This window comes from Kitasatospora sp. NPDC056731, from assembly GCF_040687675.1.
In the GTDB taxonomy this organism is placed as follows: domain Bacteria; phylum Actinomycetota; class Actinomycetes; order Streptomycetales; family Streptomycetaceae; genus Kitasatospora.
The window spans coordinates 60450-84507 of sequence record NZ_JBFBNR010000027.1; the positions used below are offsets into that span (position 1 = coordinate 60450).

The following is a 24058-nucleotide window of genomic DNA, read 5'->3' on the forward strand; positions in this document are numbered from 1 at the left end:
GTGGCGGTGCCGACCGGCCGGCCCGTCCGACGATCGTCTTGTCGTCCGGGTGACCGCTGCTGGTGGCGCGAATCGTACGCGCACACCTGAGACGGCGGCCGGTGGTTCGGCCCGCCGCCCACTCCCACACGGGCTGCATGGCCAACTCTGGGCCGTCCGGGCGACGATGCACGGCCGGTGTGGTGAATCAGCGGCCACGTGAAGGTGAATTCTCGGCAACGCGTGGCCGATGCCTTGATCGGGCCCTTGGGGAGTGCCCTGGCCGTGCGCTTACGCTGGCCACATGGACGTGAACGTGGCCGCCGCCGCTGCCTGCGCCATAGCCGGGCTCGGCGTCGGCCTCACGGCCTCCATCGCCTTCCGTTGGAGCGAGCGCGAGCAGGCCAGGGGCAGGTACGGCGGCACCAGCAGCAGACACCACGGTCGGCACCAAGGGCTGGGCGCCGGCACCCCGGAGCCCCCGCTGCCGCCGGGGGTGGACACCGTCCTCTCCGTCCTCCGCTCCTGCGCGATCGTGCTGGGCGAGGGCGACGAGGTGGTCAAGGCCAGCTCCGCGGCGTACGCGATGGGACTGGTGCGCGGCGGCGCGGTCGCCGTGGACCAGATGCTCTCGCTGGCGCGCGCCACCCGCCGGGACGGCGAGATCCGCCAGGTCGAACTGGAGGTGCCCCGCCCCGGCGTGGCCCGTGCGGGCGAGCCGCTCGCGGTCTCCGTCCGGGTCGCCCCGCTGGGCTCCCGGCTGGTGCTGGTGCTGGTCGAGGACCAGACCGAGCGTCGCCGGGTGGAGGCGGTCCGCCGGGACTTCGTGGCCAACGTCAGCCACGAGCTGAAGACCCCGGTGGGCGCCCTGTCGCTGCTCTCCGAGGCGGTCGCCGACGCGTCCGACGACCCGGAGGCGGTGCAGCGCTTCGCCGGCCGGATGCAGATCGAGGCGACCAGGCTGGCCAGCCTGGTCCAGGAGATCATCGACCTCTCCCGGGTGCAGGACGACCGGCTGATGGTGGACCCGGAGCCCGTCGCGGTGGACGAGCTGATCGCCGAGGCGATCGACCGCTGCCGCCAGCAGGCCGCCGCCAAGCAGATCCTGATCACGGCCGGCGGCATCGCCGGGCTCTACCTGCACGGCAACCGCGGCCAGCTCGCCGCGGCACTCGGCAACCTGGTCGAGAACGCCGTCAACTACAGTCCGCCCCGTACCCGGGTGGCGATCGCCACCCGCCGGATCTCCAGCGCCGCGGCGCTCGGGGAGGCGGACGGCGAGCTGATCGAGATCTCGGTCACCGACCAGGGCATCGGCATCTCGGAGAAGGACCGCGAGCGCGTCTTCGAGCGCTTCTACCGGGTCGATCCGGCCCGCTCCCGGGCGACCGGCGGAACCGGCCTCGGCCTGTCCATCGTCAAGCACGTCGCCGCCTCGCACGGCGGCACGGTCTCGGTGTGGAGCGTCGAGGGCCAGGGTTCGACCTTCACCATCCGCCTGCCCGCCGGGCAGGCGCCCGAGGCCGACGACCTCGACGACCTCGACGACACCGGCGGCCGTGGCGCCGCCGCCGCGCCCACCAGAACCCTCACCACGGACCGGACGGCCACCACAGGCCGCACGGACCGTCCGCTCCCCACGGGGGAGCGGGAACACCCCCTGTCAGACACAACCCCCCAGCTTGCCCCGGAGGCCTGATCGTGACCCGAGTACTGGTGGTCGAGGACGAGGAGTCGTTCAGCGACGCCCTCTCGTACATGCTCCGCAAGGAAGGCTTCGAGGTGGCTGTCGCCGCCACCGGCCCCGACGCCCTGGAGCAGTTCGAGCGCAACGGCGCTGACCTCGTCCTGCTCGACCTGATGCTGCCGGGCCTGCCGGGCACCGAGGTCTGCCGTCAGCTGAGGGTGCGCTCCAACGTGCCGGTGATCATGGTCACCGCCAAGGACAGCGAGATCGACAAGGTGGTCGGTCTGGAAATAGGTGCGGACGACTACGTCACCAAGCCCTACTCCACCCGTGAGCTGGTCGCCCGGATCCGGGCGGTGCTGCGCCGCCGCGGTGAGGACGGCGGTGCCGGCGAGAACGGCGGCGGCCCGGGCGCCCTGGAGGCCGGCCCGGTCCGGATGGACGTCGACCGGCACGTGGTGACCGTGGACGGCGCCAAGGTCGACCTCCCGCTGAAGGAGTTCGACCTGCTGGAGATGCTGCTGCGCAACGCGGGCCGGGTGCTCACCCGCATGCAGCTGATCGACCGGGTCTGGGGCGCGGACTACGTCGGCGACACCAAGACCCTGGACGTCCACGTGAAGCGCCTGCGGGCCAAGATCGAGCCGGACCCGGGCGCCCCGCGCTACCTGGTCACGGTCCGCGGCCTGGGCTACAAGTTCGAGCCGTAAACCGCGGGCGCGGACAGGCGCGGAAGGCCCCCGCCGGCAGTCGCCGGAGGGGGCCTTCGCGTTGGTGTCCGGCAGGCCCGGGAGGGCCCGCCGGACGCCGGGTGGTGCGTCAGTGGGCGCCGGCGGACTGGGTGGCACCCGGGGTGGTGGAACCGGACGGTGCGGGCGCACCGGTGGTGGCCGGGGCAGCCGGGGTGGTGGTGCCGGCGGCCGGGGTGGTCGCGGCGGTGGCGCCCTTGGTGGGCGCGGCCGCCGGGGCCGGCGTCGGGCCGAAGCCCTTGTAGAGGCCCGCGTTCGGGCTCACGCCGGCCTGGGCGTCGACCTTCTGGCCGTCCTTGAAGGTGAACGAGGTGGGCGTGAAGCCGCCGACCTGGACGCCGACCGAGGCGACCTTGGCGGACGGGTTGCCGTTGCCACCGATCGCCACGGCGCCGCCGGCCGGGACGACGATGGTGGACAGCGGGGCGCCCGCGGCGTCGGAGAACGCGGCGGTGGCACCGTTGCCGACGGTGATGGACTGCAGCTCCGCCGGGGTGCTGCCCGTGTTGGCGATGTTGACGGTCACGTTGGCGGGACCGTTGTGCTCGCCCGAGGACTCGTCCCCGGTGACGACCACGATGTTGTTCAGCCGAAGGTTCGTTCCGAGGGTTGCCGCCGCGTTGTCGGGCTTGACCTGCAGCGTGTCCGGCGTGTTGCCGGCGGCGCAGGACGACAGCGAGGCGATGGCGATGGCGGCGATGGCGGCGATGCTGCCGCGTCGAAGGCTGCGGCTCACGGCGGCGGCTTCTCCTAAGTCAACGTGTCGATAGGTCAGGTCTCAGATTATCGACCTCACTTATGCGCTCCTCACGGGGTGGTCCCCGTGTCGCACTCCCGGGGTTCGCGGGGCGGCCGTCCGGCCGCACTTGTGGCGTGTCCGGGTCACTCTCGGGACAAGCTTCGACCAAGATCGAATAACGATGTGGATACGGCCCGATAAACGGTGAAAACCCAAGATCCAATCATGGTTTCCAGAGTGTTGCGCAAGGTTTCGCCGAACGCTGGAACCGCCTCCGACCTGCGGGAAGCCTCCCTCGAACACCGGTCGCAGCACGTCATGGGGGTCCTTGTCAAGCCCCGAGACCGGCCCTGACCTGCGAAAACGCCCTTCGGGTGCGCTGAAAAGCGTGTTATTCTGGAAAGCCACGGAAGGGGTCCTGTCACATGACGTTCAAGGTTGGCGACACGGTGGTCTACCCCCATCACGGGGCCGCGCTGATCGAGGCCATCGAAATTCGCCAGATCAAAGGTGTGGACAAGACCTACCTGGTGCTCAAGGTGCAGCAGGGAGACCTGACGCTCCGCGTGCCCGCTGAGAACGCGGAGTTCGTCGGCGTGCGCGATGTAGTCGGCCAGGAGGGTCTGGACCGGGTCTTCGAGGTGCTGCGCGCACCGTACACCGAAGAGCCGACCAACTGGTCCCGTCGCTACAAGGCGAACCTGGAGAAGCTCGCCTCTGGCGACGTTATCAAGGTCGCCGAGGTTGTGCGCGACCTCTGGCGCCGTGAGCGCGAGCGCGGCCTCTCGGCCGGCGAGAAGCGGATGCTCGCGAAGGCGCGCCAGATCCTCGTCAGCGAGCTCGCGCTGGCGGAGAACACCAACGAGGACAAGGCGGAGACGCTGCTCGACGAGGTGCTGGCCTCGTAGCGCAGTCGGGCTGCCGCCCACCGCTCACAGCGCCCGGTGTCGGCGCGCCGCTCCCAGGACGAAGCGTCCCGGGGTGGTGCAGTGGCACTTCGGGCGCTGAGGCGTGTCCGGACGACGCCCCCGCCCCGAGCCGGTCCAGGCCCGGCAAGACCGTTTTCCGTCCTGCAAGACCGATTCTGCGGGATTGTGCGGCGGACGGTTGGACCGTAATTCTTCGGAAGGGGCCCGTAGCGCCCGCCGGGCACGCCAAGGCCATACCCACTTCTCCGAAGGAGTGAAACCTGAACGCCTCAGCAGCAGTCGCAGCAGCAGTGGTGCCCGCCGCCGGACGCGGTGAGCGGCTGGGGCCCGGTGCCCCGAAGGCCCTGCGGGAACTGGGCGGCGTGCCGCTCCTGGTGCACGCCGTGCGGGCGCTGGCCCGCAGCCGGGCGGTCGGCCTGGTCGTGGTCGCCGCGCCCGCCGACGGGGTGGCCGAGGTGGTCGCCCTGCTGGACAGCCACGGGCTGGACGGCAAGGACATCCGGGTGGTCGCCGGTGGCGCCACCCGCCAGGAGTCGGTCCGGCTCGGCCTGGCCGCGATCCCGGCCGAGGTGGAGATCGTCCTGGTGCACGACGCGGCCCGCCCGCTCGTCCCGGTCGAGGTGGTGGACGCGGTGGCGGCCGCCGTCCGGGCCGGGGCCGGGGCGGTGGTGCCCGCGGTGCCGCTGGCCGACACGGTGAAGCGGGTCGAGCCGAACCCGGGCCGCCCCGAGCCGGTGCTCGACACGCCCGACCGGGCCACCCTGCGCGCGGTGCAGACCCCGCAGGGCTTCGACCGGACCACCCTGGTCGGGGTGCACGCCAAGGCGCTGGCCGAGGAGGCCGCAGGCGCCGCCGACGCGCCGCCGGTCACCGACGACGCGGGCCTGGTGGAGCGCTACGGCGGCCAGGTCGTCGTGGTGCCCGGCCACGAGGAGGCGTTCAAGGTCACCCGTCCACTGGACCTCGTGCTCGCCGAGGCCGTACTCGCCCGCCGGAGGGCCGCCGATGCCTACTGACCCGCTGACGCCCGCCGACCGGGCCCCGGCCCCCGTGCTGCCGCGCGTGGGCATCGGCACCGACGTGCACGCCTTCGAGGCCGGCCGCCCGCTCTGGGTGGCCGGACTGGAGTGGCCGGACGCCGGAGTCGGGCTCTCCGGGCACTCGGACGCCGACGTCGCCGCGCACGCGGCCTGCGACGCGCTGTTCTCGGCCGCCGGGATCGGCGACCTGGGCGCGCACTTCGGCACCGACCGGCCGGAGTGGGCCGGCGCGTCCGGGGTGAAGCTGCTCGGTGAGGCGGCCCGGCTGGTGCGCGCGGAGGGCTTCGAGATCGGCAACATCGCGGTCCAGGTGGTCGGCGTCCGGCCGAAGATCGGCAAGCGGCGGGCCGAGGCGCAGGCCGCGCTGTCGGCCGCGGCCGGTGCGCCGGTGTCGGTGTCCGGCACCACCACGGACGGCCTGGGCCTGACCGGTCGGGCCGAGGGACTGGCCGCGATCGCCACGGCCCTGGTGTACGAACGGCGTTGAGCCGGGCGCGGTCAGCAGGGCCGGAATAGGCGGGCCCTGACGAGTGTTCACCCGGCGTGGCGGTGGATCCGTCGGTAGTGTGCGGTTTCGGGCCCGGGCGGGGCTTCCCCTCGGGCCGTACCGCCGACGATGAGAAGAGGTTCTCGATGGGCGTCGAACTCTCTGGCCCCGCCAAGGAATTGCTCGACCGCAAGAGCTTTGCCGTGGTGTCCACGATCCAGCCCGACGGCAGCCCCCAGTCCTCGGTCGTCTGGGTCACGCGGGACGGCGACGACATCCTGTTCTCCACCGTCCAGGGCCGCCGCAAGCACCTCAACCTGGTGCGGGACCCGCGCATCTCGCTCGTGGTCAACCCGCCGGAGAACCCGTACGAGTACGTCGAGGTGCGCGGTTCGGCGACGATGACCACCGAGGGCGGCCGGGAGCTGATCAACGAGCTGTCCCGCAAGTACCGCGGCGAGGAGTACGGGTTCGACGGCCCGGACGACGTCCGGGTGGTCGTCCGGCTCAGCCCGCGCAAGGTGGTCGGCAACATCTGACCGGCCCGCGCGGCCCGTGGTTCCCCGGGAGTGCTGCATATCATTCCCGGGGAATGTCGCGGGGCACCCCCTCCTGCCCACTACGCTTGACGCTGTGAGCATTCGCCTGTACGACACCAGCACCCGCCAGGTACGCGACTTCGTCCCGCTTGTACCGGGTTGTGTCTCGATCTACCTGTGCGGCGCTACCGTCCAGTCGGCGCCTCATATCGGGCACATCCGGTCCGGTCTCAACTTCGACATCATGCAGCGGTGGTTCGCCTACCGCGGCTACCAGATCACCTTCGCCCGGAACGTCACCGACATCGACGACAAGGTGATCGCCAAGGAGCGCGAGTTCGGCATCCCGTGGTGGCAGATCGCCTACGAGAACGAGCGGGCGTTCAACGACGGCTACACCGCGCTCGGTTGCCTGCCGCCGACCGTCGAGCCGCGGGCCACCGGGCACATCCCCGAGATGGTCGAGATGATGCGGGGGCTCATCGAGAAGGGCCACGCCTACGCGGCCGACGGCAACGTCTACTTCGACGTGAAGTCGTACCCGGAGTACCTCGCGCTCTCCAACCAGAAGCTCGACGACCTGCGCCAGCCCGAGGGCGAGGGCGAGACCGGCAAGCGGGACCAGCGCGACTTCGCGATGTGGAAGGCCGCCAAGCCGGGCGAGCCGAGCTGGGAGACCCCGTGGGGCCGCGGCCGGCCGGGCTGGCACCTGGAGTGCTCGGCGATGGTCCACAAGTACCTCGGCCCGGCCTTCGACATCCACGGCGGCGGGCTGGACCTGATCTTCCCGCACCACGAGAACGAGATCGCCCAGTCCAAGGCCTACGGCGACGCCTTCGCCAGCTTCTGGGTGCACAACGCCTGGGTCACCATGGCCGGCGAGAAGATGAGCAAGTCGCTGGGCAACTCGGTGCTGGTCTCCGAGATGGTCCAGCGCTGGCGTCCGATCGTGCTCCGCTACTACCTGGGCACCCCGCACTACCGCTCGATGATCGAGTACAGCGAGGACGCCCTGCGCGAGGCCGAGGCCGGGTTCGGCCGGATCGAGGGCTTCATCCAGCGCACCGTCGAGCGCTGCGGGACGGTCGACGCCGCCCCCGAGGTGCCGCCGGCCTTCGCCGAGGCGATGGACGACGACCTGGGCGTTCCGCAGGCGCTCGCCGTCGTGCACACCGCCGTCCGCCAGGGCAACAGCGCCCTGAACGCGGACGACAAGGAGAACGCGGTGGCGCGTCTGGCCGAGGTCCGTGCGATGCTCGGAGTGCTGGGTCTCGACCCGCTCGACCCGCAGTGGGTCGGGGCGGAGCGCGGCGAGCCTGGGACAATGAAGAGCATGCACGGTGTGGTCGACTCGCTGGTCCGCCTGGTCCTGGACCAGCGGCAGGCGGCGCGTCAGCGCAAGGACTTCGCCACCGCGGACGCCATCCGCGACCAGCTCGGCCTGGCCGGGCTGGTGATCGAGGACACCCCGTCCGGCCCGCGCTGGACGATCAACAGCCAGTAACCCCATCTGACGATCGGGGTGAGGGTGGGCCGTACCGGACCGGTGCGGCCCTCCCGCATGACGTAGCGCATGCAGTCGGCCGCCGCCGGACAGAACGGGGCGGCCGGGCATGCCGGACAGACAGGAAGTACAGCCATGGCCGGCAACAGCCAGCGCAGGAACCGCCGCAACCCCGGATCGAAGAAGGGCGCGTCTGTCGGTACCGGCGGCCACAGCCGGAAGGCGCTCCAGGGCAAGGGCCCGACCCCGCCCGGAGCGGAGCGCAAGGGCCACCCGAAGCAGCGCGCCGCCAACGCCGCGGTCAAGCGCGAGCGGGACGCCAAGGCCCGCGCCGGCATGCGCCGCGCCGGCGGCGCCGGTCGCGGCGGCCGGGGTGGCGCGGGCAGCGCCGAGCTCGTCTTCGGCCGCAACTCGGTCGTCGAGGCCCTTCAGGGCGGCGTCCCGGCCACCGCGCTGTACGTCCAGCAGTTCGTCGACACCGACGACCGCGTCCGCGACGCCTTCCAGGCCGCCAACGACCGCGGCATCCCGCTGATGGAGGCCCCGCGCCCGCAGCTGGACCAGATGACCGGTGGGCTCAACCACCAGGGCCTCGTGCTCCAGGTGCCGCCGTACGAGTACGCGCACCCCGACGACCTGCTGGTCGAGGCCTCCGACTCGGGCCAGGACGCGCTGATCATCGCGCTGGACGGCGTCACCGACTCGCGCAACCTCGGCGCCGTGGTCCGCTCCGCCGCCGCCTTCGGCGCGCACGGAGTGGTCATCCCCGAGCGTCGCGCGGCCGGCATGACCGCCGGCGCCTGGAAGACCTCCTCCGGCGCGGCCGCCCGCCTGCCCGTGGCCCGGGCCACCAACCTCACCCGCACCCTGGAGGCCTACCAGAAGGCCGGCCTCATGGTGGTCGGCCTGGCCGCCGACGGCGAGGCCGAGCTGGGCGACCTGGAGCTGCTGACCGGCCCGGTGGTGATCGTCGCGGGCAGCGAGGGCAAGGGCCTGTCCCGGCTGGTCTCGGAGACCTGCGACATGCGGGTGCGGATCCCGATGTCCGGGCTGACCGAGTCGCTGAACGCCGGTGTCGCGGCGGGCATCGTGCTCTACGAGGCCGCGCGACTGCGCGCCAAGCGCTGAGCACAGCCGGTGTGCGGGGCGCAGGGGAACTTCTGAATTCTCCGCAATCCGAGTGAAAAGCGATCGGGCCCGACCAGGCCCGATCGCTTTTCTCATGATCATTTCAAGTATGCGCCGGACATCCACTCGGGAGAGTGTCCTAAGCGGTGGTCACCCGGTTAGACGGGCGTGGACACCAGAACACCTCGGCGCCCCCTGTTCGGCGGCGGCAGCACCGGGATAGACGCGGGCCCCGGCCTTGACACGGTCAAGGTGCCGTCCGACCCCGCGCGCCTCAGCATCACCCAGGCGAGCTTCCGGCTCCGGCTCGGCGCCCCGGTGGCGCCGCTGATCGAGGCCCCGGCCGGACTGCTGTCCACCGGCGCCGCGTTCGGCGACCCGTACGCCAACCAGGGCCTGATCCGCCGTCCGCTGGTCACCCCGCAGGTCGTCGTGCCCGCCTCCGCCGTCCCGGCGCTCGCGGGGGCCGCCGGGGGCGGTGCGCCGCGCCGCAAGGGCCGGGTCACCGCCGTCACCTGGACCGGGCAGGCGCCCCCCGGGGACCTCGCGGCCACCCAGCTGCTGGACGCCGTCCGGCTCACCGGCTCCGGGCCCGACGGCGGCGGCCCGGGCATGTCGGACACCCAGGTGATCCCGTCCTACTCGGGCGCCCGGACCGTCCCGCGCCAGCCGCGGGAGGGCGCCGGCACCGCCACCGACGCGGGCATCGGCCCGGTCGGCGCACCGCAGGGCTGGACCCCGAGCGGCGAGCTGCCCGAGGTCTCCGCGACGGCCGCCGAGGGCAAGCCGCCCTGGTACCCCGGCCGCCGGGTCGACCTCGGCCTGGTCCTGCTGCCGCTGCGCGCCGTCCTCGGCTCGCTGTCCGTCTACGCCGGGTTCAGCAAGCTCTGCGACCCGGTCTACTTCGACGGCGGCGAGCGCGGCTCGATGATGCGCTGGCTCGCCTCGCTGCACCCCTGGAAGGTCGCCGAACCGCTGCTGGCCTTCGCCATGGCGCACCCGGTCGGTGCCGGCCTGGTGGTGTCGTTCACCCAGGTCGTGGTCGGCGTGCTGACCGTCCTCGGCCTCTGGCAGCGGCTCGCGGCCGGGGCGGCGATGCTCCTCTCCGCCGCGCTGCTGTTCACCGTCAGCTGGCGGGCCGTACCGGTCTACGACACCCCCGACCTGATCTTCCTGGCGGCCTGGAGCCCGCTGCTGATCGCCGGAGCGCCGTTCGCCTCCCTGGACGGGCGGCTCAACCTGGAGGCCTGGCGGCGCTACGGCGCCGACGCGCCCGCCGCGCTGCGCCGCCGGGTGCTGCGCCGCGGCACGGTGGTCACCACGGTCGTGGTCGGGGCGACCCTGCTGCTCGGCTCGATGCTCGGCGCGGCGGTGCGCACCGGGGCCCGGACGCACCAGGCGCCGGCCCGTCCGGCCACCGACTACGGCACGCCGGTCTGGCCCAGCGGCGCCCCGACCGGCACCCCGGGCGGCCAGGGCTCGTCCACCTCGCCCTCGCCCGCCCCGCGCCCGGCCGCCCCCACACCGGGCCCGACCACCCCGCCCTCCTCCGCCCCGGCCACCCGCCCGGGCAGCCCGACGCCGAGCGGCAAGGGGCACTCCGCCAAGGCGGAGACCGGGGCCGGCACGACCCCGTCCGCCGCCGCGCCGTCCGCCGCCGCGCCGTCGGCCGGTTCCTCGCCCGCCCAGCGCAGCACCCCGCCCCCCGCCGGAACGGGGGCGGCGTCCAAGCCCAGCCCGAGTTCCGGGGCGAGCCCCGGGCTGCTCGGCGGGGTGCTGGGCAGCGGCCCGCTCGCCGACCTGTCCGGCGGCGCCCGCTCCTCCCGTCCGGGGGCGCCCACATCCACCTGACGGCCCGCGGACGCGATCGGCCGGGTGCTCCGAGGCGGGAGCACCCGGCCGATCGTCGTGCGCCGGGGGAGGCGGGGGTGCGGGGCCGCCGGGGGGTGCGGCGGTTTACCGCGGTGAGCGGCCGGCCCCGGAGGCGAGCTCCTTGGCCGCCTCGGTGAGGTCCTTCGCGGTGTCGATGGCACGCCAGTACACGCCCTGCGGCAGCTGGTAGCCCGCCAGTCGCTTGCTGCGCGCCAGCTGCGGGAACGTGGTGCGCTCGTGGTCGCCCACGTCCGGCAGCAGCTCGGCGAACTCCGGGCTGAACACGTACAGCCCGGCGTTGATCAGGAACGGCGAGGGCGGCGCCTCGATGAAGTCCAGCACGTTGCCGAACTGGTCGGTCTCCACCGCCCCCCACGGGATGCGCGGCCGGGCCAGCGCGAGCGTCGCGACGGCGTCCCGCTCGTGGTGGAAGGCGGCCATGTCGCGCAGGCTGAACCGGGTCCAGATGTCGCCGTTGGTGGCGTACCAGGGCTCGTCCGGGCGGGGCAGCGCCTTGGCCGCGTACTTGAGGCCGCCGCCGCGCCCGAGCGGCTCCTCCTCGACCACCGTGCGCACGCGCAGCGGCAGGTCCGCCTTGTCGAGCCACTCCTCCAGCACGGCGGCCAGGTGCCCGCAGGAGACCACCGCGTCGGTGACGCCCTCGGAGGCCAGCCAGGCCAGCTGGTGGCCGAGGATCGGCGTGCCCGTCCCGGGGATCTCGACCAGCGGCTTCGGGCGGTCGTCCGTGTAGGGCCGCAGCCGCGAGCCCTGGCCGCCGGCCAGGATCACGGCCTGGGTGACGGGCGTCGTGGTCGGCCGGGACGGGTGGGTCGGCGGGGACGCGGGATCGGCGGTGGGGCCGGAGTCAGCGGTCATGCCTGAACAATAGGACGCCCACCGGGGCCGGGAGCCCGAGCCCGCGGGCGTCGTCGGCCCGCGGTTGCCGGTGGGACCGACGGTGGGGCCGGCCGACGGGTCAGCTGCCGGGTCAGCCGGCGATGCCAGCCGCGAACGACCCGTCGCAGACCGGGCGGGCGAAGGACCGGGCCCGCTGGACGTCGCCCTGGTACTTGCGCACCGCCGCCTTGCCCAGCTCGCCGGCGAGCGAGGTGCAGTACGGCGTCAGCGACGGCTGCTCGCGCATCGAGCGCTCCAGCAGGTCCAGCGCGGCGGACGGGTTCTTCGCCCGCAGCTCGTCCAGCAGCACCACCCGCAGCGACTCCTGCGGGGCGAGTCCGTCCGGGGACGTGCCCGCGGTGGCGGACCGCCCGATCCCGGCGCCGTCACCACTGGACGCCGCCACGACCTGCTGGTCGAGGTTGGTCGGCGGGGCCCATGGCACCCGGGTCACGGCGAGGGTGCCGGTGGTCACCAGGAGGACCGGCAGGGTCAGGGCGACGGTCTGGCCGATACGGCGTACAAGCTGCTTCACCCTCAGGAGAGTAGCGGTGGGTACGGGCCGGATCGCCCTCCGTGACACCATCGAGTGACACCGTGTCCGGGTTCGTCCCCACACCGTGTTGACGTGGGGGTGTACGGACGGAGCCCGCCGGACCAGGAGTGGTCCGACGGGCTCCGTCGTGCCGGCTTTCCCCGCCGGTCGACCGACCGGCAGGGCGTGCCGTGCTCAGCTGCTCAGGCGGGCACCCGAGCTGGTCGAGAACACGTGGGTCTCGTTGGCGATCGGCACGACGTGGATCGTCTCGCCGCGGGCCGGGATCTGCCGGCCGTGCACGCGGACGACCAGCTCCTTGTCCTCGCCGCCGATCTTGGTGGTGCCGTACACGAAGCCGTCGGAGCCGAGCTCCTCGACGACGTTCACCGTCACCGCGACACCCTCGATGCCGCCCGCCGGGACGATCTCGAAGTGCTCCGGGCGGATGCCGACCGTCACCGACTTGTCGGTGCCGGCGCCGGCCAGGTCGTCGCGCGAGACGTTGACCACCGAGCCGCCGAACTTCACGCCGCCGTCCACCAGCGGCACCTCGACCAGGTTCATCGCGGGCGAGCCGATGAAGCCGGCCACGAACAGGTTGGAGGGCCGGTCGTACATGTTGCGCGGGGTGTCGACCTGCTGGAGCACGCCGCCCTTGAGCACCGCGACCCGGTCGCCCATGGTGAGCGCCTCGGTCTGGTCGTGGGTGACGTACACCGTCGTGATGCCCAGACGGCGCTGGAGGCCGGCGATCTGGGTACGGGTCGAGACACGCAGCTTCGCGTCCAGGTTCGACAGCGGCTCGTCCATCAGGAAGACCTGCGGCTGGCGCACGATCGCGCGGCCCATCGCGACACGCTGCCGCTGACCACCCGACAGCGCCTTCGGCTTGCGGTCCAGGTACTCCGTCAGGTCGAGGATCTTCGCGGCCTCCTCGACCTTGGTGCGGATCTCCGCCTTGTTCACGCCGGCGATCTTGAGCGCGAAGCCCATGTTCTCGGCGACGGTCATGTGCGGGTACAGCGCGTAGTTCTGGAACACCATGGCGATGTCCCGGTCCTTCGGCGGCAGGTGCGTGACGTCCCGGTCACCGATCCGGATGGAGCCGCTGTTGACGTCCTCCAGACCGGCCAGCATGCGCAGGCTGGTCGACTTGCCGCAGCCCGAGGGGCCGACCAGCACGAGGAACTCGCCATCCGCGATCTCCAGGTCCAGCGCGTCCACCGAGGGCTTGTCCGCCCCGGGGTAGACGCGGGTCGCCTGCTCGTACGTGACAGAAGCCATGATTGTTCTCTCCTTCACCGGCAGGAACGTGCCGGACGATCCGAGTAAAGGGGCGTTCGTTCGCCTCCGTCAGCCCGCCCAGTGGTCTGAACCACCTCACGAACCGACTCCGGGCGACGCTACCTGCGCCTCCGCTGCTTGTCAGCCCCCAGCCCGCCCGATTTCGGCATCGGTTCCATCACGCCCACCCCACCCCGCCAACCCCCGGATATCCCCCCACCCCACCTACCGGGCCCGGTAGACTGCCCCCGGTGCCGCCGTGATCCCTCGCGGACGGTCACCGTGCCTCCTTAGCTCAGCTGGCCAGAGCACCGCTCTTGTAAAGCGGGGGTCGTCGGTTCGAACCCGACAGGGGGCTCGCGTAGGAAGCGATGCGACCGGCGCCCGAAGGGCCAGCTCACCGGAGTGATCCGGAGGAGCTGGCCCTTCGTCGTTGCCGGGGTGTGTCGCGGGCCGTGGGGTGGTGCGTGGCGGTTGGTCAGCTGGTTTCGGGTGCGGATTCGGCCGGTTCGCCGGATTCGGTGGATTCGTTCGAGTCGTCGGACTCCTCCGATTCCTCCGATTCCTCTGATTCGTTCGGTGGGCCGGAAAGGGCGGTCTCGCCGCTTTTCCGCCAGGTCGCCGTCACCTTCAGGCTGGCCTTTCCGTCGACTCCCGTCACCGCGCTCACGAGGACTCCCGTCTTGACGGAGAGCTCGATTCCGAATTCGAGCGTGAACTCGTCGGGGGCGGCCGCCCGCAGGCCGGATCGCACGTTGCCGACCACGGTCTGGAGCGTGCCCGCCAGGTCGTCCAGCTGGTAGCTGGGGCGGCGCAGGGCGACGTCCCTGGGGCCGCGCTGCTCCTCGATGCGGGCCCAGAATGTCCCCTCGGGCGTCACTACTTGGACAAGCTCCGACATTTCTCCTCCAAGGGGTGCCGTTGCCGGGGTCGAATTGCCGGAAAACCGGTGGCCGGCCCGGGCCGTGGGCCTATCCTTCTTCTTCGCGAGGGGAACTGTATCGGGCGCCGAAGGGTGGCAGGCCATGGATATGGGACAGCGGGCGGCGGGTACCGAACACATCTACCTCTCCGATGTGGAGCCGCACGCGGCGGCGCCGATCGACCGGGCCTCGGACCTGCGGTCGCGGGTCCTGCTGCACGTCCTCTTCGCCGACACCCTGCTGATCGGCGACTCGCAGGGCCTCAACAACAGGTACTTCCGGGCGCTCGTCGACGCCGAGGAGGCACGGAAGGTCCGCTGGTCCCCGGGGACGGCGGCGCTCTCGGACTTCGGCGCTCTCCTGGAGGCCGGCCGGCTGCGGGTCGCGCTGCGGGCGGGCGGGACCCTGCACCGGATCAGCGACGGGCACCGGGCCGAGGGCGTGGAGAACGCGCCCGACGTCCCCTACGTGGAGCGGCTGACCGAGGTGTCGTCCGCGCACACTGAGCCGTACGACGGGTCGGCCGTCGCCGCCGCGTTCAAGTCCGGTGTCCTGGCGCGGATCGAGGCCGCCGAGCGGGACTTCGCCGGGAGCGCGCGGGAGGCCCTCGAAGCCGCGCGTACCTGGGTCGCCGAGCAGGATCCGCTGCTCTACAAGCAGCTCCGGGACTGGCTGGCCGCCTACCGGAGCGCCCGCCCCGGGGGCAGCGCCGAACTCGTCCTCGTGCTCCAGTCGGTGGACGACTGGGCCGGCGAGTCCTACCGGCGGGCGCTGCCGCAGGCCCTGGGCGTCGGCATGGCCGGCCCGCGCGACGGCGAGGGCACCATTCCGGTCTTCCGGAGCCGGCGACTCGTCGAGTACGCGGGGTTCCCGGCGGTGCTGCTCGACAACCTGCTGCTGTCCCAACTCCCGGTGGAGGTGGTGTTCGAGGCGATCGAGCAGCCCTCCCGGGTGGCCCTGGTGGCGGAGTTGGGGCGGCTGCGCCGGGGGATCCAGCCGGACACGGCGGTGCTGCGTTCGGCGGTCGACGAGTTCAGCTCGTGGACGCTGGAGGCGTTCGAGCGCACCTTCCGCCGCGTCGGGGGCCTGGCGTGGGAGCACTTGCGGGGTGAGGTCCGGCTGATGCGCTTCGGGCTGGACGAGGACCCGGTCGCCGGTCGGCTGGGGGCCGGCCTGGAGGTGGTCTCCCCGGCGGCCGACGGCGTTCGCGACCTGTCGCTCCACGTGGTGAACGGACCGGGTGCGGCTGTCCCGGACCCGCAGCGCCGGGCACAGCCGCGGCCGTTGCGCGAGCTCGACCCCTTCGAGCGGGTGGTCACCCTCTGACGGCCGCCGTCTGCGGGTCGGGGTGGGCCTGGAGGAGGGCGAAGGCGGCCAGGGTGACGCCGCAGGTGATCCGGCCCTGCCGCAGCCAGCGCGCCATCAGGTCGGGGGAGACCCAGACCGGGTCGGTCACCGATTCCATGGCCTCCGGCCGGGCGGTGGCGGTGCCTCCGGGGAGCACGGTGGCGCGGCAGACGTGGATGCCGTTCTCGATCAGGCCGGTGTCCGCGTGGATCAGGCCGAGGCTCTCCACGGTGGAGGCGATGAGGCCGGTCTCCTCCCTGAGTTCGCGGGCGGCGGCCTCCTCCGGGGGTTCGCCGGGCTCGCAGCCGCCGCGCGGGAACTCCAGCGAGGCGGCGCCGACCGGGTAGCGGTAGGAGGGCACCAGCGCGATGCCGTCGGGGCCGGTCGCCACCACGACGACGCCGGTCTGCGACCACTGCCACCGGAGGTAGTTGCCGGCCGTGCCGCCCGGGGCGACGACCTCGTCGTTGTAGAGCCGGCCGAAGCGGTTCCCGAAGACCTCGACGGCCTGGCGGCGTCGGATCGGTGCGGGCGAGGCGAGGTCCTGAGAGTCCGTGGGCATCATGCTCCTACCTGCCGTCGTAGGGCCGCAGGTGGCGGCGGCCTCACCTGCCATGATTGCCCATGGTCGCCAGCTGCTCCACCCAGTGTGCGCGCTCGTCGGTGAACTCGGTTATCTCCGAGGAGAGTTGGACCAGCATTCGCAGCGAGGACCGTTGTGCGGCGAGCCGTTGCCGGTCGCCGGGCGGAAGGGCGGCCCGCAGCTGTGCGGCCTCCCGCAGCGCGCGGTACGCCTCGTCGTCCCGTCCGGCCCGGACGAGGCCGATCGCCTGCCGGTGCAACGCCTCCGGGAGCCTGACCAGGTAGCGGCCGGGCTGCTGGTCGGCCAGCTCGCGCAGCAGCGCGAGCGCCCGGTAGCCGGCCGTCACCGCCTCGATGGGCCGGCCGGCCAGTTGCCCGCACCGGGCGAGGAGTTGGAGGCAGGTCAGCAGGGTGTCGTCCTGCCGGGATCCCGGTTCGGCCTCCTCGCACAGTTCGACGCCGTGCGCGGCCGCGTCGAGGGCCGCGCTCACCTGGCCGTCCTCCATCCGCACCAGGGCCAGGGTACTCAGCGCCGTCGCGGTGTCCAGGAGGTACGTCTGGCGCAGGGTGTCGTCCCCGTCCGCCCCGGCGAGGAGTTCCTCGTAGCGGGCGACGGCCGACCTGGCGTGTTCGAGCGCCGGTTCGGTCCGGTGGGCGCGGTGCAGCAGGAGGCTCACGTTGTGGAGCGCCCTCGCGTACTCGGGGAGGTGGCGGCCGGTCTGCCGGACGAGGTCCCGGCTGAGGCGGACGGCCTGCTGGGCGGCGGTCAGCGCCGAGTCGCCGTCGCCGGGGCGGACGCCGTCCGCGGCGAGTCCGTCCGGGGCCAGCCCGCCGGGGGCGGTCTCGTCGAGCCGGAGGCTGTAGCTGATGAGGCGGCGCAGCCTGCGCAGCTGGTCCTCCTCGCCGAATTCGGGGTCCGGCTGGTCCAACAGGCGCTTCAGGACCAGCGCCGCCACCGGCGACATGCTGGAGGGGTAGCCGGGCAGCCGGCTCTCGACGGCGGCGAGGACGTCCGGTTCGCACGCCTGCACGGCGGGCAGCATGAGGGCCGCCAGCGGTTCGGCGTGCGGCAGTACGGCGCCGTTGACGGCCAGGGCCGGCAGGAGCGCGTCGGGCCGCTCGGTGATGCTCCGGGCCAGTGCGGCGTCCAGGGCCGGGTGGGCGGGGTGGTCCACGACCCGCCCCACCCCGGTGCAGCCGCGGGCGCGGGCGAGGATCTCCACGGTCTCGGTGGCCGCCGCGATCCGCTCCTGAGGCGAGGCGGGGTGCGGCGGGTCCAGCAGGGCGAGCAGGTACTCCTCGGAGCGTCCCGAACTCTCCGGCGTACTCAGCACCCGGCGGACCAGGATCTCGCCGATCCGGCTCGGGCCGACGGGGGCGACCAGGCCGTCCTCGGCCGGGTAGAGCATGCGCAGGAGGGCGTTGACGACGTTCATGTTGAGGGGCGGCTGGTGGGGGAACGCCTCGGCCCGGACCCGTTCCAGCAGGGCGATCAGCCGGTCCGAGCGCCGTCCGGGGGCGAGGACCGGGACGAGGAGGAGCCCTTCCGCCAGGAGTCGGCCGGCCTCGCCGGCCAGGGCCGGCTCCGCGGGCAGCCACGCCGTGAGCTGCGCGTGCCAGACCCGGACCTCGTGGTCGCAGAGTCGTTCCAGCGGATCGCCGTGCCCGGACCAGCTGCTTCCCCGGGCGAGGGTGAGGACGGCGTCCAGCGCGAGTGCGAGCACGCCGAGCAGCGAGTCCTCCCGCCCGGCGCGCGACGGAAGGCTCCTCGGTACGGGCAGGCGGTCGTGGCCGAGTCGTCGGGCGAAGACCTCGAAGGCCGAGACGACCAGCGCGGCGGGCGAGGCGTCCCCGGCGGGGGAGGGGATGGAGGTGGCGGAGGGGATCGTCCTGGGGAGTTCCACGACGCTGGCGTCGGCCAGCGCCCAGTCGTCGACGCCGCTCTGCAGCGCCCGCCAGAAGGGCTCGGCCGTGCGGGCGAGCAGAAGCAGGCGCAGCCGGGGCTGCTCGGGTCCGAACCGCGAGACGTGGTCCACCAGGGTGCGGATGTCCTCCAGCCGGGCCTGGGCGTAGTCGAAGACGGCGAGGACCGCCAGACCGTCGTCGAGGGCGGTGGTCAGCTCGTCCAGCCACCCCGGTCCCGCGAGGCTGCTGCGCTGCACGAAGCCCGCGAGCCAGCCGTCCTCGGCCATCAGCCGGCACAGCTCGGCGGCGAGCCTGGTCTTGCCGGAGCCGCCCGGCGCGTGGAGCAGGCGCAGCAGCAGCGGGGTCTCGTCGGCGCACCAGGCCCGCAGTTCGGCGAGTTCCGGGCGGTCCACGAAGGGCATCGCGCCCTGCGTCAGCAGCTGGGCGGGGGTCGGCCGGGGCGTCTGGCGGGGGCGGTGGTGCCCGTACGCCCCGAAGAGCCGGACCTGGCGCCCGGCCCGGTCCATCGCCAGGTCGTACCAGGCCGTGCCGGGCCGGTGGCCGAGTCCGTTGCGCCGGGCCAGTTCGGGGAAGCAGGTCCGCACTGCGTCGACGGGGACCATCCAGCCGCCCAGGACGGCCGTCTCGTCGCGGGAGGTCTTGAGCACTCCGCACACCCGTCCGGTGGCGGGGTCGAGCACGAGGCTGCCGCTGAACCCCTGGACGACCTGGTCGCTCTTGAGCCGGACGAAGTGGCCTGCTTCGCCGGAGCGGCCGACGACGGAGAGGTACAGGGTGTCCCGGTGGGTGCCGGCGTCCAGGGTCGCGTCGCTGAATCCGTGGACGATCACGTCCGAGCCGCCGGGGGGCACCTGATCGGCGAGCCAGACGCCCGCGGTGTCCAGCGGTTCGGGGAGGCGGAGCACCGCGAGGTCCGGGTACGCGTAGATGCCGCCGTCCGGGTCCTGCCGCGGTTCCCGGGCGATCACCTCGGCTCGGAGCGTGCGCCCGTGCACCGTCACCGCCGGGTGCGGGTCGGAGCGGACGACGTGGGCGCAGGTCAGCACGGTGTCGGGGGCGACCAGGAAGCCGGTGCCGGAGCTCTCCGCGGTCTCGATCAGCACCGCCTGTTCCGTGGCGAGTCGGCTGACGGCCTCCCGGCGCCGCCGGGTCTCGTTGTCGGGGATCACGCGGGGTCCCTTCGATCGGGGGTGCCAGGGTGTCGTGCCCGGCCGTCGGAATCCAGTGACGGAGGTGCACCGGGGCGTAGTTGACGCAGGGTCCAGCCGTGGGCGCCGGGGGTCAAGGGGGCGGTGTGGGTGGTGAGGAGTTCGGCGGCGCGGCGGTAGGAGAGGCGGGCGCGGCCGGTGTGGGGGCAGCGGTCGGAGGCGGGGGTGCCGGCGGGGGCGCGGCGGTCGGTGAGGAAGAGCGGGCCGGTGGTGCGGCCGGCGACGAGGAGGGGGAGCAGTCGGGCGGTGCCGCTCTGCCAGTGGACGGGGGTGCGGCCGGGCCGGTGGAGGGTGCGGTGCCGGGGCAGGTCGAGGTCGTCGGTGTCGAGGGCGAGGACGGTGTCGATGGCGGCGCCGGACTCGTGGAGCAGGTGCCAGAGCGACTGTTCGCGTAGGGGCGCGCGGAGGGCGAAGAGGGCGCGCAGGTCGTCGGGGGTCAGGGGAGCGACGGTCGGTCCGGGCCGCGGGCCGGGGTGCAGGTCGGTGGTGGGGTCGTCGTCGAGCCAGTGCTGGGCCCGCCACCAGGCCACGGCGGCGCGCAGGGTGGAGAGTTCGCGGTTGAGCGTGCGCGGGTCGGTGTCGGCGCGGCGGCGGTCGGCGGCGGTGCGCAGGCGGCGGGCGGCGTCCGGGTGGTCGAGCAGGGCGAGCGGGAGGACGGGCGGCCGGGCGCGCCGCCGGTCGGGGCCGGTGGGGGCGGGGCGGTCGGCGAGGGCCCAGGCCCAGGTGTTCAGGGCGATCCGGTAGATCCGCCGGGAGCCTTCGGCGAGCCCGGAGGCGGCCAGGTAGCGCTCGACGGCGACGGCGTACTCGACCGGGGGGAGCTCTGCCATGTCGGGGCTTCTTCCGCAGTAAATCAACTCGGGCCGGACTCCTGAAGGCTATCCACGAAGCGCAGTAAATCGCAGGTGAACAGCCGTTTCTGAGGCCGTTTACTGCGGCGGTCGGCGGGGTGCGAAATGTTGAGGCCAAAAGACTCAACTTTTCCCCGGAAACCCTTGAACGCCGTTCCCGTCCGGGGGCAGACTGCCGCCCATGGCAGTGGATGCGGAACGGATCCCGGCCCGCCGCCGGCGGCTGGGAGACCGGCTCGCCGTGCTGGGCGAGCGCGATTTCGCGTGGTTCTTCGTCGGCTACTCAACCTCTCTCCTCGGCTCCTCGATGGCGCCGGTGGCGGTGGCCTTCGCGGTGCTCGACGACGGCGGCGGTGGAACCGACCTGGGGTGGGTGATGGCGGCCCGGATCCTGCCGGTGGTGCTGGTGCTGCTGGCCGGCGGGGTGATCGCGGACCGGTTCGGCAGCCGCCGGGTGATGCTGGGTTCGGACGTCCTGCGCGGGCTCGTCCAGGCGGTGTTCGCCGCGCTGCTGACGGCCGGGCGGGCGCCGGTCTGGGCGATGGTCGCGCTGGTGGCGGTGTGGGGGATCGGGGAGGGGCTGTTCCTGCCGGCCCTCGGGGCGATCGTGCCCGGCCTGGTGCGCCGGAAGGAGCTCCTGGCCGACGCGAACACCCTGCTGGGGCTGGCCCGTTCGGTGGCCACGGTGGCCGGGCCCGCGACGGCCGGTCTGGTGACGGCGACGCAGGGACCGGCGGTGGTCCTGCTGGCCGACGCGGTGACGTACGGCGTCGGCGCGTTCGCCCTGGCCAGGCTCCGGCTGCCCGACCGCGCGGCGAACGCGGCCGGCGGCGAGCAGCCGATGCTCGCCGAACTGCGGGCCGGCTGGTCGGAGTTCGCCTCTCGGCCGTGGTTCTGGATCACCACCGTCCAGATGGGCCTGTTCAACCTGCTGGTCTGGGCGCCGTTCCTGGTGCTCGGCCCGCTCACCGCGCAGCGGGACCTCGGCGGCGCCCGGGCCTGGGGCCTGGTGATGGGGGTGTACGGCGTCGGCGCGGTGCTGGGCGGGCTGGTGATGCTCGGGCGCCGGCCCGAGCGGCCGCTCGCGGTGGCCACCGTGGCCACGCTGGCCTGGGCGCTGCCCTCCGCCGCGCTCGCGGCCGGTGCGCCGCTGCCGTGGGTGGTGGCGGGCGCGCTGGTGGCGGGGGTCGGCTCGGCGGTCAGTGGGACGCTGGTCAGCACGACGATGCAGAGCTGGGTGCCGCCGGAGGTGCTCGGCCGGGTCAACTCCTTCGGGGCGCTCGGCGCGTTCGTGCTGGGGCCGCTCGGGCTGGCGGCGGCCGGACCGGCGGCGGACCGGATCGGCGTGGACAAGGTGCTGCTGCTCGGTGCGGTCTGGCAACTCGTGGCCGGTACGGTGGTGTTGGCGGTGCCGGCGGTTCGGAACCGCCGCTGGGAAGGGAGCCGGCACGGCGAGGACGGGCGCCACGGCGACCGGGAAAGCGCGCCCTGACCCGTGCTGGTCCGACCTTTCCAGGCTCCGCCGACCACCCGCCCCCGAACGGCTCCGGGGCGCACCCCCGGCCCCCGGTGCGGCCCACCGCGCACCGTACCCGGCCGGCCCCGGAGCGCGACCAGGTCCGGCCGCCGCACCCCCGCCGCCCGCGGCGGGCGCCGCGGCCGGACCGGTCGTACCGTGGAGGGAGCGGGGGTGGACGGAGGAGGTTTGACCATGCCCGGTTCGCTCACCATCAGCCACCACGAGTCCGCGGCCACCCTGGACCGCACGGACGCCGAGCGGCTCGCCACCGTACTGGCGGAGCTGGCGTACCTGCTGGAGATCCCGGGGCCGAACCGGATCAACGACGCGCAGCTCACCCTGCTGTGCGAGGGCCGGGCGCCGGACCGCGCCGAGCTGTCGCACTGGTCCCGGGCGCTCGCGGCCGAGCTGAAGGGGCGGCGCTGACGGCCCCGCTGCCCGCCGCAGCCGACGGCCCCGGTGCCCGCCGACGCCGAAGGCGCGCCGCCCCGCCCGCCGTACGATGGCGTGCGGGGCGGGCGGAGGTCGCGCGCCCCGCGGGCGCCGGAGTGGCCGGCGGCCGGTCCGGCGGAGGGTGGGGGCCCGAGCGTGCCGCAGTCCTGGTCGATGTCCTGGCTGACCGTGGAGACGCCGCTGCCCAGCGGCCCGATGCACATCGCCGTGACGCCGCTGGGCGTGGCGGCGGCCGGGTACGGCGGGCGGGACGGCGAACTGCCGCCGTGCACCGACGCGTCGAAGACCGCCGCCGTCCGGGACCGGATCGGCGCCTATCTGGCGGGCCGCAGCCGTGAGTTGGGCCTGCCGATCGACTGGAGCCTGAGTTCCGGCCCGCACCGCACCGTGCTGCGCACGCTCTGGCAGGAGGTGCCGTACGGCCGGACCATCACCTACGGCGAACTGGCGGCCCTCAGCGGGGTGTTCGAGGGCGTGGCCGAGCCCGGCCTGGCGGCGCGGACGGTCGGCCAGATGATGGCCGCCAATCCCGTCGCCCTGCTGGTGCCCTGCCACCGGGTGGTGGCGGCGGACGGGATCGGCGGCTTCGGCGGCGGCCGGGTGGGGATCGACGTGAAGCGCTGGCTGCTCACCCTGGAGGGCGTGCTGGAGCCGACGCTCGACTGGAACGGCCCGCTGTAGCACCGGGGTTGCCGTCCGCGCGGCCGCACCGAGCCCCGTATGAGCCACGTGTGAGCCACGTGTGAGCATCGCACGAGCCGCCCGCCGTCGGGTCCGGGCTACCGCTGCCGGACGAGGGAGACCGGGGCCGGCGCCCGGCGCGGCCGCACCGGCTGGATGCCGGAGACCAGCGTGTACTCGACGCCGTGCACGTCCGGATCCACCCCGGTGGGCTCCGGCCGTTCGCCGAGCGCCAGCCGGACGGCGTCCCAGGGCAGGTTGAGGCCGCACAGCCGCAGCTGGTGGAGCCCGGCGGCGGGCCGGGTGTTGACGTCGATCACCACCGGTCGCCCGGCCAGTTCGCGGAACTGGATGTTGGACAGGTACGCCATCCGGCTCGCCCCGACCAGGCGCCGGACCGGCTCCAGGTACCGCGGGTCGGCGGTGAAGCCGCGGCGGCGGCCCTCCTTGGTGCGGCCGACCACGGTGAGCGGGTGGCCGGCCCGGTCGGCGAGGCAGTCCACCGAGACCTCCGGCCCGTCCAGGTAGGGCATCACCAGCAGGTCGACGGGCTCGTCCCCCTCGTCCCCCGCGCCCGGTCCGGCGGACAGGGCGGCGGCCACCTGCTCGACCTGGACCCGGTGGTCCCAGCCGTGAAGCCGCCGTGGCCCGTACGGCTCCCGGGTGAGCACCCGGAAGCCCGTGCCGCCCGCGCCGGTGGTGGGTTTGAGGCAGGCGGTGTGCCCGGCGGCCTCGATCCGGCCGACGGCGTCGAGCAGTTCGTCGGCGGTGCGCACCCGCCACCAGGGCGGGGTGGGCAGTCCGGCGGCGGCGATCGCCCGGTAGCCGTCGGCCTTGCTGGTGTAGGTGGCGATGGCGGTGGCCGGCGGGCAGAGCAGGGTGGTGCCGATCGCCTCGAACTCCGGCCGGGCGAGGGCGATGGCGAGTTGGTGCAGCTGCGGGAGGAAGACGGTTATGGAGTGCCGGGCGCAGTAGTCGAGCGCGTAGCCGACGTAGGCGTCGGCGGGCAGGTCGGCGGGTTCCAGGGTGCCGTGGTCGGCGGCGGCGAGCACCGGGGAGTCGGGGTCGGCGTGGGTCGCGTGGACCGTCACCGGGCGAGGGGCGGTGCGGAGTTGTTCGATGAAGAAGACGTTCTCGGCGTAGGTGCGGTTGAGCCAGACACGGACGGGGGCTGTCAAGACTGCCTCCCAGGGCAT

Annotated in this window: 22 protein-coding genes and 1 tRNA gene; 14 read left to right on the plus strand and 9 right to left on the minus strand. The window is 73.6% G+C overall.

What is annotated here, in order from left to right; genetic code table 11:
• Window positions 1-283: 283 nt before the first annotated feature.
• Together AB0R04_RS25805 and AB0R04_RS25810 are read left to right on the plus strand one after the other, a co-directional pair.
• The gene (locus AB0R04_RS25805; protein WP_363375139.1) at window positions 284-1678 is read left to right on the plus strand and encodes an ATP-binding protein; all 1395 of its coding nucleotides are present in this window, start codon (window positions 284-286) and stop codon (window positions 1676-1678) included.
• A gap of 2 nt (window positions 1679-1680) precedes the next feature.
• Window positions 1681-2376 carry a response regulator transcription factor gene (locus AB0R04_RS25810; RefSeq protein ID WP_030061050.1) on the plus strand — a complete coding sequence of 232 codons (696 nt, stop codon included), beginning with the start codon at window positions 1681-1683 and terminating at the stop codon, window positions 2374-2376.
• A gap of 109 nt (window positions 2377-2485) precedes the next feature.
• Here the strand turns inward: AB0R04_RS25810 and AB0R04_RS25815 are convergent, their stop codons facing one another.
• Complete coding sequence (locus AB0R04_RS25815; RefSeq protein ID WP_363375142.1) at window positions 2486-3151, minus strand: DUF461 domain-containing protein; 666 nt, start codon at window positions 3149-3151, stop codon at window positions 2486-2488.
• Window positions 3152-3579: 428 nt separating this feature from the next.
• On the opposite strand from AB0R04_RS25815, the gene AB0R04_RS25820 reads away from it, so the two are divergent.
• The 7 genes from AB0R04_RS25820 (at window position 3580) to AB0R04_RS25850 (ending at window position 10632) form a co-directional block, all read left to right on the plus strand.
• The gene (locus AB0R04_RS25820; protein WP_030244332.1) at window positions 3580-4062 is read left to right on the plus strand and encodes a CarD family transcriptional regulator; all 483 of its coding nucleotides are present in this window, start codon (window positions 3580-3582) and stop codon (window positions 4060-4062) included.
• Window positions 4063-4343: 281 nt separating this feature from the next.
• Window positions 4344-5099 (plus strand): 2-C-methyl-D-erythritol 4-phosphate cytidylyltransferase, encoded by a 756-nt coding sequence (gene ispD / locus AB0R04_RS25825; RefSeq protein ID WP_363375203.1) that lies wholly within the window; start codon window positions 4344-4346, stop codon window positions 5097-5099.
• Window positions 5089-5610 carry a 2-C-methyl-D-erythritol 2,4-cyclodiphosphate synthase gene (gene ispF / locus AB0R04_RS25830; protein WP_350878367.1) on the plus strand — a complete coding sequence of 174 codons (522 nt, stop codon included), beginning with the start codon at window positions 5089-5091 and terminating at the stop codon, window positions 5608-5610. The genes ispD and ispF overlap by 11 nt, the downstream gene beginning before the upstream one ends.
• A gap of 146 nt (window positions 5611-5756) precedes the next feature.
• Window positions 5757-6149, plus strand: a complete 393-nt coding sequence (locus AB0R04_RS25835) for a PPOX class F420-dependent oxidoreductase (RefSeq protein ID WP_063348796.1) — start codon at window positions 5757-5759, stop codon at window positions 6147-6149.
• 94 nt (window positions 6150-6243) lie between these two features.
• Window positions 6244-7653 (plus strand): cysteine--tRNA ligase, encoded by a 1410-nt coding sequence (gene cysS, locus AB0R04_RS25840; protein WP_363375145.1) that lies wholly within the window; start codon window positions 6244-6246, stop codon window positions 7651-7653.
• Between the two features lie 135 nt (window positions 7654-7788).
• On the plus strand, window positions 7789-8781 hold the full coding sequence (rlmB, locus tag AB0R04_RS25845; RefSeq protein ID WP_063348798.1) for a 23S rRNA (guanosine(2251)-2'-O)-methyltransferase RlmB: 993 nt from the start codon (window positions 7789-7791) through the stop codon (window positions 8779-8781).
• A 252-nt stretch (window positions 8782-9033) separates the two neighbouring features.
• Window positions 9034-10632, plus strand: coding sequence for a DoxX family membrane protein (locus AB0R04_RS25850; protein WP_363375146.1), 1599 nt, complete (start codon window positions 9034-9036; stop codon window positions 10630-10632).
• 105 nt (window positions 10633-10737) lie between these two features.
• Here AB0R04_RS25850 and AB0R04_RS25855 read toward each other — a convergent pair whose 3' ends face one another.
• The 3 genes from AB0R04_RS25855 to ugpC all read right to left on the minus strand — a co-directional run bounded on the left by AB0R04_RS25855 (window position 10738) and on the right by ugpC (window position 13372).
• Window positions 10738-11529 (minus strand): nucleotidyltransferase family protein, encoded by a 792-nt coding sequence (locus tag AB0R04_RS25855; protein WP_363375148.1) that lies wholly within the window; start codon window positions 11527-11529, stop codon window positions 10738-10740.
• Between the two features lie 112 nt (window positions 11530-11641).
• Window positions 11642-12085, minus strand: a complete 444-nt coding sequence (locus AB0R04_RS25860; RefSeq protein ID WP_363375150.1) for a hypothetical protein — start codon at window positions 12083-12085, stop codon at window positions 11642-11644.
• A gap of 195 nt (window positions 12086-12280) precedes the next feature.
• Window positions 12281-13372 carry a sn-glycerol-3-phosphate ABC transporter ATP-binding protein UgpC gene (gene ugpC, locus AB0R04_RS25865; protein ID WP_363375151.1) on the minus strand — a complete coding sequence of 364 codons (1092 nt, stop codon included), beginning with the start codon at window positions 13370-13372 and terminating at the stop codon, window positions 12281-12283.
• Between the two features lie 284 nt (window positions 13373-13656).
• On the opposite strand from ugpC, the gene AB0R04_RS25870 reads away from it, so the two are divergent.
• Window positions 13657-13730, plus strand: a tRNA-Thr gene (locus AB0R04_RS25870).
• Window positions 13731-13850: 120 nt separating this feature from the next.
• Here AB0R04_RS25870 and AB0R04_RS25875 read toward each other — a convergent pair.
• Complete coding sequence (locus AB0R04_RS25875) at window positions 13851-14273, minus strand: CU044_2847 family protein (protein ID WP_363375154.1); 423 nt, start codon at window positions 14271-14273, stop codon at window positions 13851-13853.
• 124 nt (window positions 14274-14397) lie between these two features.
• Between AB0R04_RS25875 and AB0R04_RS25880 the strand changes: the two genes are divergently transcribed.
• Complete coding sequence (locus tag AB0R04_RS25880) at window positions 14398-15621, plus strand: hypothetical protein (protein WP_363375157.1); 1224 nt, start codon at window positions 14398-14400, stop codon at window positions 15619-15621.
• Here the strand turns inward: AB0R04_RS25880 and AB0R04_RS25885 are convergent.
• From AB0R04_RS25885 to AB0R04_RS25895, 3 genes are read right to left on the minus strand one after another with little or no spacing between them, the layout of a single operon-like run.
• The gene (locus tag AB0R04_RS25885) at window positions 15611-16204 is read right to left on the minus strand and encodes an NUDIX hydrolase (RefSeq protein ID WP_063348805.1); all 594 of its coding nucleotides are present in this window, start codon (window positions 16202-16204) and stop codon (window positions 15611-15613) included. The two genes, AB0R04_RS25880 and AB0R04_RS25885, sit on opposite strands and share 11 nt — an antisense overlap.
• A gap of 43 nt (window positions 16205-16247) precedes the next feature.
• Entirely contained in the window at window positions 16248-19319 is a 3072-nt protein-coding gene (locus AB0R04_RS25890; RefSeq protein ID WP_363375161.1) for a trypsin-like peptidase domain-containing protein, read from the minus strand.
• On the minus strand, window positions 19316-20188 hold the full coding sequence (locus tag AB0R04_RS25895) for a hypothetical protein (RefSeq protein WP_363375164.1): 873 nt from the start codon (window positions 20186-20188) through the stop codon (window positions 19316-19318). The genes AB0R04_RS25890 and AB0R04_RS25895 overlap by 4 nt, the downstream gene beginning before the upstream one ends.
• A gap of 202 nt (window positions 20189-20390) precedes the next feature.
• Here AB0R04_RS25895 and AB0R04_RS25900 point away from each other — a divergent pair, with 202 nt between their 5' ends.
• From AB0R04_RS25900 to AB0R04_RS25910, 3 genes are all read left to right on the plus strand, one after another.
• Window positions 20391-21701, plus strand: a complete 1311-nt coding sequence (locus AB0R04_RS25900; RefSeq protein WP_363375165.1) for an MFS transporter — start codon at window positions 20391-20393, stop codon at window positions 21699-21701.
• A 219-nt stretch (window positions 21702-21920) separates the two neighbouring features.
• Complete coding sequence (locus tag AB0R04_RS25905; RefSeq protein WP_063348809.1) at window positions 21921-22154, plus strand: hypothetical protein; 234 nt, start codon at window positions 21921-21923, stop codon at window positions 22152-22154.
• 162 nt (window positions 22155-22316) lie between these two features.
• Window positions 22317-22862 carry a methylated-DNA--[protein]-cysteine S-methyltransferase gene (locus tag AB0R04_RS25910; protein ID WP_363375168.1) on the plus strand — a complete coding sequence of 182 codons (546 nt, stop codon included), beginning with the start codon at window positions 22317-22319 and terminating at the stop codon, window positions 22860-22862.
• A 98-nt stretch (window positions 22863-22960) separates the two neighbouring features.
• On the opposite strand, the gene AB0R04_RS25915 is transcribed toward AB0R04_RS25910, so the two are convergent.
• Window positions 22961-24040: an ATP-grasp domain-containing protein gene (locus AB0R04_RS25915; protein ID WP_363375171.1), complete on the minus strand. Its 1080-nt coding sequence runs from the start codon at window positions 24038-24040 to the stop codon at window positions 22961-22963.
• Between the last annotated feature and the right edge of the window lie 18 nt (window positions 24041-24058).